At 63.2% G+C, this 15,559-nt stretch carries 10 protein-coding genes and 1 tRNA gene; 2 read left to right on the forward strand and 9 right to left on the reverse strand.

The window, feature by feature from the left end; all coding sequences use genetic code 11:
* The 7 genes from FG94_RS16755 to FG94_RS16785 all read right to left on the reverse strand — a co-directional run bounded on the left by FG94_RS16755 (position 1) and on the right by FG94_RS16785 (position 9,399).
* Positions 1–1,491 (reverse strand): right-handed parallel beta-helix repeat-containing protein, encoded by a 1,491-nt coding sequence (locus FG94_RS16755; RefSeq protein WP_081926041.1) that lies wholly within the window; start codon positions 1,489–1,491, stop codon positions 1–3.
* Entirely contained in the window at positions 1,488–2,852 is a 1,365-nt protein-coding gene (gene prsR / locus FG94_RS16760; RefSeq protein ID WP_036214031.1) for a PEP-CTERM-box response regulator transcription factor, read from the reverse strand. The genes FG94_RS16755 and prsR overlap by 4 nt, the downstream gene beginning before the upstream one ends.
* 13 nt (positions 2,853–2,865) lie before the next feature.
* Positions 2,866–4,932, reverse strand: a complete 2,067-nt coding sequence (gene prsK / locus FG94_RS16765; RefSeq protein WP_036214033.1) for an XrtA/PEP-CTERM system histidine kinase PrsK — start codon at positions 4,930–4,932, stop codon at positions 2,866–2,868.
* 81 nt (positions 4,933–5,013) lie between these two features.
* Positions 5,014–6,417, reverse strand: coding sequence for a TIGR03013 family XrtA/PEP-CTERM system glycosyltransferase (locus tag FG94_RS16770; RefSeq protein ID WP_036214035.1), 1,404 nt, complete (start codon positions 6,415–6,417; stop codon positions 5,014–5,016).
* A 45-nt stretch (positions 6,418–6,462) separates the two neighbouring features.
* Positions 6,463–7,494: an SDR family oxidoreductase gene (locus tag FG94_RS16775; RefSeq protein WP_036214037.1), complete on the reverse strand. Its 1,032-nt coding sequence runs from the start codon at positions 7,492–7,494 to the stop codon at positions 6,463–6,465.
* Positions 7,495–7,562: 68 nt separating this feature from the next.
* Positions 7,563–8,852 carry a nucleotide sugar dehydrogenase gene (locus FG94_RS16780; protein ID WP_036214039.1) on the reverse strand — a complete coding sequence of 430 codons (1,290 nt, stop codon included), beginning with the start codon at positions 8,850–8,852 and terminating at the stop codon, positions 7,563–7,565.
* Between the two features lie 471 nt (positions 8,853–9,323).
* Positions 9,324–9,399 (reverse strand) — tRNA-Arg (locus tag FG94_RS16785).
* A 170-nt stretch (positions 9,400–9,569) separates the two neighbouring features.
* Between FG94_RS16785 and FG94_RS16790 the strand changes: the two genes are divergently transcribed.
* Positions 9,570–10,451 (forward strand): cytochrome c5 family protein, encoded by an 882-nt coding sequence (locus FG94_RS16790; protein WP_036214041.1) that lies wholly within the window; start codon positions 9,570–9,572, stop codon positions 10,449–10,451.
* A gap of 89 nt (positions 10,452–10,540) precedes the next feature.
* Here the strand turns inward: FG94_RS16790 and FG94_RS16795 are convergent, their stop codons facing one another.
* Positions 10,541–11,191 (reverse strand): PEP-CTERM sorting domain-containing protein, encoded by a 651-nt coding sequence (locus tag FG94_RS16795; RefSeq protein WP_152571018.1) that lies wholly within the window; start codon positions 11,189–11,191, stop codon positions 10,541–10,543.
* A 511-nt stretch (positions 11,192–11,702) separates the two neighbouring features.
* On the opposite strand from FG94_RS16795, the gene FG94_RS27935 reads away from it, so the two are divergent.
* Entirely contained in the window at positions 11,703–13,370 is a 1,668-nt protein-coding gene (locus tag FG94_RS27935) for a right-handed parallel beta-helix repeat-containing protein (protein WP_200879992.1), read from the forward strand.
* Between the two features lie 108 nt (positions 13,371–13,478).
* On the opposite strand, the gene FG94_RS16805 is transcribed toward FG94_RS27935, so the two are convergent.
* A complete protein-coding gene (locus FG94_RS16805; protein WP_036214045.1) occupies positions 13,479–15,539 on the reverse strand; it encodes a M13 family metallopeptidase in 2,061 nt (686 codons plus the stop codon).
* Positions 15,540–15,559 lie beyond the last annotated feature (20 nt).

Below are 15,559 nucleotides of genomic sequence, written 5' to 3' on the forward strand. Positions count from 1 at the left end.
TCAGCGCGCCGCCGCCTCCATGCGCGACCGGCAAGCGCCGAAACTGTCGAAGGCGCCATAGGCCGGCGGCTGCTGGCGGCGTCCGCCGCACAGGTCGAGAGCGGGCTCAGCGCGTCCATGCGCACGCAGCGGCGCCTCGCCGCTCCAGCGGAAGTCACCCCTGCCTGGCGCCACGAACAGGCTGCGTACCGGATGCAGGCCGGCGAAGGCCTGCCATGCCGCGGACGTGCGGTTGTCGCCCTCGTGCACCAGGCCGCCGTCGCGGCTGCGGATCGGTCCGTCGACCAGGTTGCCGTCCAGGCGCGCGCTGCTGGTGGGGAAGCGCACGTCGATGCCGGTGGTGTCGATCAGCGTATTGTCCTCGACCCGGGTATTCGCCGCGCTGTTCAGGTAGACGCCTGCGTCGGAGCAGCCGACCACCAGGTTGGCGCGCAGGATGCCGCCATCCTGCTCCGTGATGCAGCGCCCGTCGCGGCACAGCGCCTTGCCGGTGCCGCCGCCGCCGAAGGACAGGCCGATCCGCTGTCCCGGCAGGCCGCGCAGGCGGCGCTCGCACCACACCAGGTTACGCTCGAAGACGTTGCCGCTGCCGCCGCCCTTGGCAAAGGCGCCGTAGCTGACCCCATTGCCGCCCTCCTTGATGAAGTCGCTGATCACGTTGGCGCGGACGGTCCAGCCGCTGGCCGCCACCAGGTCGATCGGGGTGACCGGGTTGGCGGTGCGGCGCGGGCGGCTGGCGTCCAGGGTATTCGATTCGATCAGGCCGGCGTCGGGATAGCGCCCGCGCAGGGCGTTGATCTTGAAATGGGCGTTGAAGTCGCTGATGGTGTTGTTGCGCGCGACGAAGTGGCTGGCCGCGCCGTAGACGTGGAAGGCGTGCTCGCAGTCGTCGTCACGCCCGCACACCCCGCGGATGTCCAGGTTTTCGAATCGCCAGTGCGGCGCGCTGACGCGAAAGCCCTCGAGCATGTCGAATTCGAGCCGCACGCTGCCGGGCCGCGCCGCACGCACCACGATCGGCGCGTCGGGCGCGCCGGGACGGTCGGCGTTCAGCCCCGCACTGCCGGAAAAGCGGTAGGTGCCGGGTGCGATGGTGATGATCTCGCCCTGGCTTGCTCGCGCCAGCGCGGCGCGCAGTGCGTCGGCGCTGGCGACCACCGTGCCGGCGTGGCTCGCGTCTCCCGCGGCCCTGGCCTGGGCGCCGAGCGCCAGCCCGGACAGCTGCCGGTCTTCCGGCGCCGCCGGCGTCCCGCGGTCGAGGCGCTGCAGGGTGCCGGCGGTGAATTGGCCGGCGGCGACGATCGCCGCATTGTGGCCGCTGGTGCGTTTTTCGATGTAGGGCGCGAGCTGGCGCGGCGCGATGCCGGCGCTGTCGATCGCGATGGCGGCAATGACGCCGCCTGCCACCAGCAGCGCCGCGGCCAGGGCCAAGCGGCGCCTGGTCCGGCCACGGCGGCGGGCATGCCTGCCCCCCTGCTGCGCCTGCTTCATGCGGCGCTCTTGATGCCGTGGCGGTTCATCAGGTCGTACATGGTCGGGCGGCTGATGCCGAGCATCTCGGAGGCCTTGACGATGTTGCCGTCGACCCGCGCCAGCGCCTTGACGATCGCCATGTACTCTGCCTCGTCGCGTACCTGGCGCAGGTTCAGCGGTTCGTCGGCCGGCTTGTCGCCCTCCGGCAGGCCGAGGTCGTCGGCGACGATGGTATTGCCGTCGGCCATGATGACGGCGCGCTTGATGCAGTTCTCCATCTCGCGCACGTTGCCGGGCCAGTCGTAGCCCTCGATCGCTGCGATCGCATCCGGCGCGAAGTGCAGCGTCGAGCGCGATTCCTGGGCGCAGAACTTGTTCTTGAAGTGATGGGCCAGCAGGGCCGCGTCGCCATGGCGCGCGCGCAGCGGCGGGATCGTCACCACGATCTCGGACAGGCGGTAGTACAAGTCTTCGCGGAAGCGCCCGGTCGCGCACAGTTCCTTCAGTTTCTGGTGGGTCGCACAGACGATGCGTACGTCGACCGGGATTTCCTCGTGGCCGCCGATGCGCTCGATCACGCGCTCCTGCAGGAAGCGCAGCAGCTTGGCCTGCAGGGCCATCGGCAGGTCGCCGACCTCGTCGAGGAAGAAGGTGCCGCCGTGCGCCAGCTCGACCTTGCCCTTGGTCTGCTTGGCGGCGCCGGTGAAGGCGCCCTTTTCGTAGCCAAACAGTTCGCTCTCGAGCAGGTTTTCCGGAATCGCGGCACAGTTGATCGCCATGAAGCGTTCCTTCGAGCGCGGCGACAGCGCATGCAGGGCACGCGCCAGCACTTCCTTGCCAGTGCCCGATTCGCCCAGCAGCATCACCGACGCAGAGGTCGGCGCCACCTTCTCGATGTTGCGGCAGAGCTTGAGCATGCCGGCGTCGCGGCTGATCACGCCGGCCATCGGCGAGTCGGCCTGCGACTGCTGCATGCGGCGGTTTTCCATCTGCAGGTTGTACAGGAAGAAGGCGCGCTCGATCACCAGCTTCAGCACATCCGGCTCGCAGGGCTTCTGGTGGAAATCGTAGGCGCCCATACCGATGGCCTTGACCGCATTGCTGTGGTCCTGGTTGCCGGTCAGGACGATGACGCGGGTGTCCGGCGCCAGCGCCAGGATCTGTTCCAGCGTCGCCAGCCCTTCGGTCGAGCCGTCGGGATCGGGCGGCAGGCCCAGGTCCATGGTGACCACGGCCGGCTCATGGCGCCGGATCTGAGCCAGCGCGGTCTCGCGGTCGCCGGCGACGACCACGTCATAGGCATCCAGGCTCCAGCGCAGCTGTTTCTGCAGGCCCGGATCGTCTTCGATGATCAGGAGTTTCGGTTTGTTTTGCGTCACGGCAGTCCTCGGGTCATGCGGCCTGCCCCACGTTGCGGGCTTCCTCGCTGTAGAGCGGCAGGCTGACTGTGAATGTGGTTCCGGCGGCAGGAGCGCTGGTGAGTTCCAGCTTGCCGCCCAGCTCGTTGATGTATTCGCGGCTTTCGAACAGGCCGATGCCCATCCCGGCCGGCTTGGTCGATTCGAAGGGCTTGAACAGGCGCTCGCGGATGAATTCCTCGCTCATGCCCGAGCCGGTGTCGGCGATCTCGACCACCGCGCAGCCGTCAGCGCGCCGGATGTCGACGGTGACGCGGCCGCTCTTGGGTGTGGCCTCGATCGCATTCTGGATCAGGTGGCCGAGCACGCGCTCGAGGCGCTCGCTGTCGGCCAGCACCTGCAGGCCGCCGTTCTCGACCCGCAGCACCGGGCGCGGCTCGAAGGCGTCCTTGAGCGCGATCGCCTGACGCACCACGCGGTCGACCGTCAGCGGCAGCGGCTTGACAGGGGCGTCGTTGCGGCTGAGCTTTTGCAGCATCATCTTCATCTTCTGGATCGAGTGCGTCACGGTGTCGAGCATGTCGCGCTGGAATTCCGGATTATCGCGGTGCTTCTCGGCGTTCGCGTTCATGAGCGACAACTGCGACACCAGGTTCTTCAGGTCGTGCACGACGAAGGTCGACATCCGGTTGAAGGATTCGAACTGGCGCGCCACCATCAGGTCGTTGGCGGCATCCTGCAGGGCCAGGTAGCTGGCGGCCTGGCTGCCGGCGATTTCCAGCAGGTCGAACACTTCCCAGTTCAGTGCCATCGTGCTGCGCGAATCCTGCAGCACCACGAAGCCGAACAGCTTGCCGTGCAGGATCAGGGGCACCACCACCCAGGCACGCGGGATGGCGGCCAGCCAGTCCGGCAGCACCAGGTCGCCGTATTTCTCGGGCAGCGCCCGGTATTCGTGCAGGTCGATGACCCACTGGGTGCTTTCCAGGAAGCGGCAGAAGTTCGAGTTTGCCGGCTCGTTGTCGCTGGCGGTCGCCTCCCAGCAGGCCACCGGTTCGTAGACCTCGTTGGCGCGGCGCTGCCACAGCACCCCGCCCGGGCTTTCCACCAGGGCCGCGACCGCCTCGACGGCGCGCTCGCCCAGGTTGGGGCCGTGCTCGGACAGGGTGCGGGTGAAGCGCATCCATTCCTCGCGGTAGTCGTAGCCGTAGCTGTAGAAATGCTTGCTGATGAAGACCTTCAGCCAGGCGCGGAAGGCGCCGGAAAACAGCACGCCCGCCAGCAGCAGCAAGGCGCCGCACAGGAACACCACCTGCATCAGGGTGCCCCAGTCGCCGCCGAAGAATTTCAGGTAATAGCCGGCCGAGCCCATCGCCAGCAGGTAGATGGCCGAGCCGAGCAGCGCGGCGGAGTGGAACATCACGCGCCGCGACAGCGCCAGCGGGGTCACCATGGACTTGCTGCGCTTGACCGCGGTGCCGACCAGGGGCACCGCCAGGGCATTGACCACGCCGCGCGCGTCCCAGACTTCCGGGCTCATCTCGTGGAACAGCATCGCGTGGGTATACATATAGAAGTCGTAGCCGAACATCGCGCCGATGCCCAGGCAGGCGAACTTCACCATCCAGCGTTCCTGTACCGTCTTGTTGCGGTACACCTGCTCGACCAGCAGCATGCCCAGCACCGCCATGCACACGCGCGCCATCACGTTCGGCACCAGGCCGGCATCGGTCTTGTACATGAGGTCGAGCTGCAGCACGAGCTTGGCCAGCAGCAGCAGCAGGTAGGCGGCAATCCCGAGCAGCACCGGGCGGCGCAGGCCGAGGAAACCATCCGGATCGCGGTAGTGCCCGAGCATGAGCACCAGCACCGCCGACCAGGCGCCGTTGCGCACGATCTCGAGGGCCTCGGTCCAGACCGACACGGCCGTTCCCTGCGACGCTTCCCAGGCGACGGCGCCGGCCCACAGCGCGGTGAGCGCGCAGGCGGCCGTCACGGACGTCACATGGGCGCTGCCGCGCCACAGGGCCAGCAGCAGCACGCCCAGCAAGAGAAATGCGGCGGCAGCGACGCTATAACTATAGACAGCAATACTGGTCAACGTGCGCCACCCAAAAAAACAGCCGTCAAAGGCATGGGGAGTCGGGAAATGGCGGCGGCGCCACGCGGCGCCACCGGAAAATCAACGGCCGCTGCGGAACAGCACGACCTTCAGCGTATCGATCAGCACAAGCACGTCGAGGAACAGGCTGTTGTTCTTGACGTAGTAGAGGTCGTACTGCAGCTTCTGCAGCGCGTCCTCGGCCGAGGAGCCGTAGCCGTAGCGCACCTGGGCCCAGCCGGTGACGCCTGGCTTGATGCTGTGGCGGACATTGTAATACGGCACCACCTCGATCAGCTGCTCGACGAAGTAGGGACGCTCCGGACGCGGGCCGACGAAGGACATTTCGCCCTTGAAGACGTTCAGGATCTGGGGCAGTTCGTCGATACGGGTCTTGCGCATGAAGTTGCCGACGCGGGTGACGCGCGGGTCGTTCTGGGCGGCCCACTGCGGCTTGCCGCCTTTTTCGGCATCGACGCGCATGCTGCGGAACTTGTGCACGAAGAAGGTCTTGCCGTCCTTTCCAACCCTCTCCTGCGAATAAAACACTGGGCCGCGGTCTTCCAGCTTGACCGCCAGCGCCGCCAGCAGCATCAGCGGGAAGGCCATGATCAGGATGATGGTGCTGCAGACCAGGTCGAAGCCGCGCTTCATGAAGGTGCGGATGAAGCTCTGGTCGAAGCCGCCGCCGAAGATCAGCCAGCTCGGCTGCAGCGAGTCGACCCGGATCTGGCAGGTTTCGCGCTCGAAGAAGGTGGCGGCGTCGGTCACGCGCAGGCCGCGCAGCTTGCAGTCGAGCAGTTCTTTCATCGGGAAGCCGCCGCGCCGGTTCTGGACCGAGACCACGATTTCCTGGACGTTGTATTTCTTGGCCAGCGCATGCAGCGAATCGCCGTCGCGTACCTTCAGCAGCCCGTCCTCGGGCACGCACACTTCCTCATGCGCGATCGGGATGTAGCCGGCGATGTGGTAGCGGTGGTAGTTCGACTTGCGCTGGGCCAGGTCGCTGCATTCCTTGGCCAGCGGGCCGCTGCCGAGGAACATGATGCGCGACTTCAGCAGCTGCAGCTCCGAGGTCTTGAAGAACAGCATGCGCGCCAGGAAGATGCCGATCGCCGACAGTGCGAACACCAGCACCAGGATGCCGCGGCCGAAGGACAGGTCCGGCGCCACGTAGAACACGATGGTCAGGATCAGGAAGCCCATCAGGAAGGACGGCATCAGCTTCATGAAGAAGGGATGGCGCAGGCCTTCGTCGGCGTCGAGCTGGTACATGCCCATCGCGCTCATGCTGAAGATGATGGCAGTGGCGAAGGCGATTGCCGACGTCAGGAAGTGCTCGACATGCGGTGTGCTGATCGGCGCATCCATGTCCAGGAAGCGCAGCGACGCCCCGGCATAGGCCGCGCCCAGCAGGATCAGGGCCTCGATGAACAGCAAGACGAAGACGATCTTCGACACGTAGTGGTTAGAGATCTTAAACACGGTATCCCCCGAATTTCGTATTTTTAACTGCTTGCAGAAGACGATTCATACTTGTTCCAGATGCCCGGCATACCAGTCGAGCGCACGCTCCAGGCCGTCGCGGATGCGCCAGGCAGGTGCATAACCCAGCAGCGCCGCGGCCTTCGAGATGTCGGCCTGGGAATGGCGCACGTCGCCTGGACGGAACTCCCCATGCTCGGGACGGTGGGCGGCCACATGTGGAAAGCGCGGGGCCAGCAATTCGCGCAGCATCGCGTACAGCTGGTTCAGGCTGGTACGCTCGTTCAGCGCCACGTTGTAGACCTGGTTGGCGGCCTCGTCCCCGGCCAGCGCGGCCAGCAGGTTCGCCTGCACAACATTGTCGACGTAGCAGAAGTCACGGCTGGTCTCGCCGTCACCATTGATCTTGACGGGGCGGTTGCCGATCAGGGCAGCCACCCATTGGGGAATCACGGCCGCGTAGGCGCCATGGGGGTCCTGGCGCGGGCCGAACACATTGAAATAGCGCAGTCCGATCGACTGGGTGCCATAGGTGCTGGCGAACACGCCCGCATACAGTTCGTTCACGTACTTGGTGACCGCATACGGAGACAGCGGCTTGCCGATGACGTCCTCGGTCTTCGGCAGGGCGGGATGGTCGCCGTAGGTCGAGCTGGAGGCGGCGTAGACGAAGCGGCGTACGCCGGCGTCGCGCGCCGCGATCAGCATGTTCAGGAAACCGGTGACATTGGTGGCATTGCTGCGGGCCGGATCGGCCACCGAGCGCGGCACCGAGCCGAGCGCAGCCTGGTGCAGGACGAAGTCGGCCCCTTGCAGCACCGCGGCGCAGGTGGCCGGGTCGCAGATGTCGCCTTCGGTAAAGCTGAAATTGTTCCATGCGGCAGGGCCGACGAACTCGCGCACCCCGTCCAGGTTGCGCCGGTGGCCCGTCGCAAAATTGTCGAGCCCGGTCACACGCTGGCCCAGCCCGAGCAGGGCCTCGACCAGGTGGGAGCCGATAAAGCCGGCCGCGCCCGTCACCACCCATTGGTACTGGTGCTGGAGCAGGTGCTGCCTGACATCTTGAAACTTGTTCACAGATCCAATACTTTCTTAGTGAATACTTACCCCGGTTGCGCCTTGCGACGCCCCGGGGGAACCCGGATTTACAGCCGCCACACCGAGATGCCAGCCCGGCTGATTGCATCTCGATCAAACTTCGATTTCACATCGATGAACAGGCCACCGTCATTCAGTTTCGACATCAGTTCGTCTGCCGGACGCGACAGCAGATCCTGGTGCGGAACCGCCGCCACCACCGCATCGGCCGCCGGCAGGCTGTCCCAGTCTTCCAGCCTGATCCCGTACTCGTGCTCGGCTTCGTCCGGTTCCGCGACCGGGTCGTAGACGTGCACATCGACCCCGTAGGACTCGAGTTCGTGGACGATGTCGGCCACCTTCGAGTTGCGCAGGTCCGGGCAATCTTCCTTGAAGGTCAGACCCAACACGTTCACCTTCGAACCCTTGACGTGGAAACCGGCCGCGATCAGGGACTTGACGGTTTTCTCCGCCACGAACTTCGCCATCCCGTCGTTGATCCGCCGTCCCGCCAGGATCACCTGCGGGTGGTAGCCGATCATTTCCGCCTTGTGCGTCAGGTAGTACGGATCGACACCGATGCAGTGCCCGCCGACCAGTCCTGGACGGAAAGGAAGGAAATTCCACTTCGTCCCGGCCGCCTGCAGCACCTCGAGCGTATCGATGCCGATCTTGTCAAAAATAATTGCCAGTTCATTCATCAACGCGATGTTCAAGTCGCGCTGCGTATTCTCGATGACCTTCGCCGCTTCCGCCACCTTGATGCTGGAGGCGCGGTAGACGCCCGCCCTGACTACCGCTTCGTACAGCTTGGCGACCTTGTCGAGCGTTTCTTCGTCATCTCCCGAGACGACCTTGAGGATCGTCGTCAGGGTGTGTTCCTTGTCGCCCGGATTGATGCGCTCCGGCGAAAAACCGACATGGAAATCCTGCTTCCATTTCATCCCCGACCATTCTTCGAGGATCGGGATGCAGACCTCTTCGGTCGCTCCCGGGTACACCGTCGATTCGTACACGACGATCGCACCGCGCTTCATGTGCTTGCCCACCGACTGGCTGGCACCCCGGAGCGGCGTGAAATCCGGGTTGTGGGCAATGTCGACCGGGGTCGGCACCGCCACGATGATGTAATCCGCAGCCGCCAGGGCTGCCGGGTCGGTGGTCACGTCCAGCCATTCGGCTGCCCTTAATTCCTCCGATGACACTTCACCCGTCGGGTCGCGAAACTGTTTGTAGTGCTCGATCTTCGCGGCCGACAAATCGAAACCGATTGTCCTGAACTTCTTACCGAACTCAACTGCTAAAGGAAGGCCGACATACCCCAGGCCCACCACTGCGACGATCTGATCTGCTTTCATTGGGCTTCGCTCCAATTTTTGCAATTTTTTTAACAAATATAGCACGGAAACAAGAAGCTTCTCAACGGTATCTAAACTTTTCTCCCAATTAACAACATCTTGATAAGGTATCCCGTGCCGGCGCGTTGCCATTATTTCTACAGTGCAAGGCACCTACTCCGTCATGGAGCAAGGCGTGACTCCTCCAACTGCAAAACTGGCAAGAAATTTTAGCATTTTAAAAATAAATGACTCGTGCTCATCAGTAACGTGCGCACCCCTTTTACAGGGGCACTACAAAGCACCGGGCAGGAATGTGTTGCGTAATTGCAATAGAAAATTTGCCCTTACGCAGGGAAAGACGGGACAAAAGAATGAACGACTTGCAAGTTTCAGGCGATGCAACCGCACTGAGAAAAAAGATGAATGCGTGGCGCGCAGATGCGAGCAATCCACGGGTGACCTGATCGGTCCTGGGAATTTCTGGGGGAGTGGCGCGGCTGGCGGGGATCGAACCCACGACCCTTGGCTTCGGAGGCCAATACTCTATCCACTGAGCTACAGCCGCGTAGAGTGAAGTGTCCGAAGAATACAGTCTTTCGGCCCTCCCGTCCATGGCGGGCAAGCGAATTTCGTTACATTTTGGCAGCTTTACGTCTATAATCAGCTGCTTGAGGGCATTTCAAAAAAGGCACGAGATGCCGCGGTAGCAGGTTTTTTTATTGAATTAAGGAAATCATGAGCGACGCACACAACGAACATCAATCCCTGATCCGTACGCCCAAGCAGCTCGTCGCCGCCGTAACAGGATTCTTCCTGGTCATTGTCATTGGTATCATCTTACTCGTCGTCTTTGCCACCAGCGACCGCCTGACCGGCGCTGGCACCGACAGCCAGGCCAGCGGCGCAGTCGAAAGCCGTATCCGCCCACTGGCCGATGCAGGCTTCACCCTGGTGGATGCCAACGCCCCGCGGGTGCTCCAGGCCGGCGCTGCCGTGTATGCCGCCGTCTGCGCCGCCTGCCACGACAGCGGCGCCGCGGGCGCTCCCAAGACTGGCGACACCGGCTCCTGGTCCGCACGTCTCGGCCAGGGTTACGACACCCTGGTGAAACACGCGATCGAAGGCATCCGTGCCATGCCCGCCAAGGGCGGCAATCCGGACCTCGACGATGTCGAAGTCGCGCGCGCCGTCGTCTTCATGACCAACAAGAGCGGCGCCAGCTTCAAGGAACCTGCCGTCCCCGCCCCTGCCGCCGCACCGGCCGCCACGGCCACCGCAGCCGCACCGGCCGCAGACGCAGCCACCCCGCCGGCAGCACCGGCCGCTGCTGCGGCGCCTGCGGCAGCCGCGCCGGCAGTCGCCAGCGCCGACGCCGGCAAGAACGTCTTCAATACGGCCTGCATCGCCTGCCATGGCGCCGGCATCGCCGGTGCTCCCAAGCTGGGCGACAAGGCAGCGTGGACGGCACGTGTGGCGCAGGGCAATCCTGTCCTGTACGAACACGCCATCAAGGGTTTCCAGGGGAAAGCCGGCGTCATGCCGCCGAAAGGCGGCGCCGCCGTCAGCGATGCCGACGTCAAGGCTGCCGTCGACTACATGGTCGCGGCCGTCAGATAAAGCAAACAAGGGCGGCACGGGCCGCCCTTGTTGCATGAGGCATGTCGCGCCTGCTGGCCGACATGCCTTTTTTATGCCCCGACGCCGGTTCAGCGGCGCTTCGTGCCTGCATTGCGCCGGCTGGCCGTGGCCAGGCCCAGCAGGCCGATGCCGCCCAACAAGAGGATGCCCGGTTCCGGCACCTCGGCTTGCGTGGTGACGAGGAACTCGAATGCGATGACCTGCACGTTGCGGTTGCCGATCCCTTCGATGCCGATCAAATCGAAGGCGTTGGGAAACAGGCCATCCCATGGGTCGCTCTGGGTCGCCTGCGAGGCCAGGTTGTCGGTGGTATCGACGAGGACGCCGCCCGGCTGGAGGAAGCTGATGCGTGCGTCGATCAAGCGTACCGGAAACAGCAGGTCGAGGCCATCGCCGAAGGTACCGATGCCGAGGAGCGCCACGTCGTCCGCTGCGGGAAACAGGTCCGTGTTACCGGTGAGCGTGATGATGATCCGGCTGCTGAAATCGTCGATGACCGTCTCGGTCTCGTTAACGGAAACGAAGCCGCTCCCGCGCGGAATGTACTCGGGTACACCATTGAACCTGAAGTTGCCGGCAACGTCATTGCCGCTCTCCAGACCTGCCATATAGAGCGTGTAGGTCGTGTCGGTCGCCACGACCGGTATCGCGCTGGCCGGCACCGCCAGCGCCATCCAGGCCATGCACAGCAAAACAAGGGACTGCCACTGCTTTTTCATATTGCCTCCCGGTTGTCGACTATCGCCAAAGACGCAAGCAAACCGCGTGCCTGAGAAAAAGCACAACAAAATCAATCACTTTTTTGCTGGACCAGCATTGCCGACCCCGGTTCTGTAAAAAAGCTCGACAGCAAGATTTGGCGAGTTGAGCCTTCTTGCGCTTCCTCCCCCGCCAGCACTGCGGCCTCTGACTGTCAAGCAAGTTCTGCACAGGAAAAGAAACTATTTGTCAAAGAACAGGGCACATCAAACTTAGTCCCGTCAAGTCACCTTTACGCAAATTCACTGAAATACTTGAAATTTATGCACAATTTGCGGCCAATTCGCAACACATTTGCCCGCAATAGAAATTCTTTTCAGAACAAATTTTCATAGGGAAGTGTTGCCTATGGACGATTTTCTCTAACAATTGGTTACACATTTTCCTGTTCGCATCATATACTCTGGAACAAATGTGTCGCTGGGAAATTTCCTGTAGACACAATTATTAGCTGAACGATCAGAGGAAATTATGCGTCAACTTCGCTTTACCTTCACCCGTACCGCACTGGCACTCGTCTGTGCCGCCGTCGTGGCGCCTGCCTCGGCCACTACCCTCTCCGTCGGTGCAGGTAAGACTTATGCCCGCCCTTGCCAGGCTTTTGCCGTCGCCAAGAGCGGCGACGTCGTCGAGATCGACGGCAGCGCCACCTATAGCGGCGATGTGTGCGGCATCGGTGTCAGCAACCTGACGATCCGCGGCGTGAACGGCCGTCCGAAGATCGATGCTGCCGGCAAGAACGCCATGGGCAAAGGCACCTGGGTCGTCCAGGGAAGCAACATCGTCATCGACAACGTCGAGATGTACGGCGCCAAGGTGCCGGACCAGAACGGCGCCGCACTGCGTCTGGAAGGTACCAACTTCACCTTGCGTAACTCCTTCCTGCACGACAACGAGAATGGCATCCTGGCGGGTGGTAATACCGCCAGCAACATTATTGTTGAATATTCCGAGTTCGCACGCAACGGTTATGGCACAGGCTACACCCACAACCTATACATTGGTAATGTCGGCAGCTTGACCTTCCGTTATAACTATTCGCACGATGCCCACGTTGGCCATAACCTGAAGTCGCGCGCCCGTGTCAACACAATCGCCTACAACCGTTTCTCGAGCACGCCTGCCGGGCAGGAAGGCTCGCGCAAGCCGAGCTATGAGGTCAACCTACCTAATGCCGGCACCGCCTATGTCATCGGCAACGTGATCCAGCAGCCGGCAAGCCACAGCAACCCGGCTATGCTGACCTTCGGCGAGGAAGGCGCAAGCAACCCGACCCAGGACCTGTATGTCATCAACAATACCTTCCTGAACGAAGACAGCTCGCGCGGCACCTTCATCATGGTCGGGAGTGGGGTGACCAAACCGGTCCTGATCCAGAACAATATTTTCGGCGGCGTCGGCACGATGTCGTCCCAAGCCAGCGCCATTAAGAAGACCAACTACGCCTCCCTCGCACCGGCATTCGTCAACCGCGCAGCCTACGACTTGCGTCCGACACTGGCCGGACTGGTCATTGATGCAGGTTCGGAACCGGGTAGCAGCACTGCCGGCGTGTCCCTGAAGCCGGCCGCGCAGTACCGCCACGTAGCTGGTTCCGAAACCCGCCCGGCAGGTACTCTGGATATCGGCGCTTACGAAGCCGCGACCGCGGTAACGACGTCCCCTGCCCCTGCCCCTGCGCCTGCGCCGGAGCCGGCACCGACGCCATCGGCCAATGACTGGACCCGTTGCGCAGCTGAATGGGGTACTTGCTCCTTTACCGGTACTCGTCAGGTTCGCTATGGCGTTCCGGGCTATTACAACTACAAGACGGTCACCGGTTCGACCCCCTGCACCAACGCGGTATTTGGCGATCCGAAGAAGTCCACGGCCAAGTATTGCGACTACGCCAGCACCAACACCGTCGCGACGGCACCTGCACCAACCGCGCCGACCGCCCCGACCACGGAGACCTGGACCTTCTGTGCGAACGAAAACGGTGTGTGCTCCTTCAGCGGTACGCGTGAAGTGCGCTACGGCGTGACTGGCTACTTCTTCACCAAGGTCATCAGCGCCTCGACGCCGTGCACCAATGCGGTATTTGGCGACCCGAAGAAGTCCACGGGCAAGGCCTGCTACTACTCCAGCATCACGCGTTAAGCCCTCCCTGGCTTACAAGCGCCGCCTAGGAAAAAAATGCCGTTCAGTTCCAAACTGAACGGCATTTTTCATTAGTGGCGCCAGCCTGCAGCGCACATTAGGATGTGCTTACCAGATGATCACGCGGTCCTTCGGCGCCAGGTACATCTTGTCGCCTTCCTTCACGCCGAAGGCTTCGTAGAAGCCCGGCTGGTTCTTCAGCGTGCCGTTGGCGCGGAACTGCGCCGGCGAGTGCGGGTCGGTCTTGACCTGGTTGATCTGCGCCGGCTCGCGCATCTTCGCGCGCCACACCTGGCCCCAGCCCATGTAGAAGCGCTGGTCGCCCGACAGCCCGTTGATGACCGGGGCCTTCTTGCCCTTCAGGGACAGCTTGTAGGCCTTGTGGGCGATCGCCAGGCCCGAGTTGTCGCCGATGTTCTCGCCCAGGGTCAGTTCGCCGTTCACGTGATACCCGGGCAGCGGGCTGTAGGACGCGTACTGCTGCACCAGCACCTTGGTCTTCTCGGCGAAGCGCTTGCCGTCTTCCTCGGTCCACCAGTTGCGCATGTTGCCGTCGCCGTCGTACTGCGAACCCTGGTCGTCGAAGCCGTGGCTGATCTCGTGGCCGATCACGGCGCCGATGGCGCCGTAGTTCACCGCGTCGTCGGCATTCATGTCGAAGAACGGCGGCTGCAGGATCGCGGCCGGGAACACGATCTCGTTCAGTTCCGGGTTGTAGTAGGCGTTGACGGTCTGCGGCGTCATCATCCATTCGTCGCGGTCGATCGGCTTGCCCAGCTTGTTCAGCTCGCGGTTGTACTCCACTTCGCGCGAACGCATCACGTTGCCGACCAGGTCATCGCGCTTGACGCTGAGCGACGCATACTCCTTCCACTTGTTCGGGTAGCCGATCTTCGGGTTGAACTTGGCCAGCTTGGTCTGGGCTTCCTTCTTGGTGGCGGGGCTCATCCAGTCCAGGGTATCGATCGACTGGCGGTAGGCTTCGAGCAGGTTCTTCACCAGGGCCTCCATGCGCGCCTTGCGCTCGGCCGGGAAGTGCTCCTTCACGTACAGCTTGCCCACGGCGTCGCCCAGCGCACCCTCGACGGTCGACACGCCGCGCTTCCAGCGCGGTTCCAGCTTCGGCGCGCCCGACAGGACCGTGCCGTGGAAGGCGAAACGCTGGTCCACGAAGGCCTTCGACAGGTAGCTGGCGTAGCCGTTGACCAGGTGCTGCTGCAGGTAGACCTTCCAGGTCTCGAGCGGCACGCGGTTCACGATCTCGGCCATGCCCTTCAGGTAGCTCGGCTGGCTGACGATGACGTAGTCGGTCTTGCCCGCGATGCCGGCGGCGCCCAGCCAGGCGTTCCAGTCGTAGCCGGGCGCGATGTCGGCCAGCTTCGCCAGTTCCACCTTGTTGTAGGTCTTGATCGGATCGCGGTTCTCGACCTTGGTCCACTGCACGCGCGCCAGCTCGGTTTCCAGGTCGACGATGGCCTTGGCGTTCGCGGCGGCGTTCTTGTCGCCCGACAGCGCCAGCATCTTCTCGACGTGCTGCTGGTACTTGGCGCGGGTGTCGGCCAGCTTGGCATCGTCCGCCTTCAGGTAGTAGTCGCGATCCGGCATGCCCAGGCCGCCCTGGTACAGGTCGGCCACGTATTTGGTCGAATCCTTGGCATCCTGGTGGATGTAGAAGCTGAAGGGCACGTTGACGCCGAGGCGGCCCAGGCGCGCGAAGATGGCCGGCAGTTCGGCCTTGTCCTTGATCGCGGCGATGTTGGCCAGCTCGCCCTTGAGCGGGGCGATGCCCAGCTGCTCCAGGCGCGCTTCGTCCATGTAGCTGGCGAAGAAGTCGCCGATCAGCTGCACTTCCGAGCCGGCCTGGGCGTTCTTGACGGCTGCCGACTTCTCGATGATCGCGCGCAGCTGCGGCTGGGTGTCGTCGTGCAGCTTGTAGAACGCGCCCCAGCTCGACTTGTCGGCCGGGATCTCGACGGTCTTCAGCCACTTGCCGTTCAGGTGCTGGAAGAAGTCGTCCTGCGCGCGCACGGTCGGCTCGACGTATTCGAGCGCGATGCCGGCCGACAGGGTCTTGGCCTTGGTGTTGCCAGCGGCGCTCTTGACTGATTCTGCCTGCGCCATCGAAGCCACTAAAACGAGCGCCGCGGCGCTCAGGATGTGTCGTTTCATTCGATCTCTCCGTGGTTCTG

The organism is Massilia sp. LC238 (assembly GCF_000735635.1).
Taxonomy (GTDB): Bacteria; Pseudomonadota; Gammaproteobacteria; order Burkholderiales; family Burkholderiaceae_D; genus Telluria; species Telluria varians.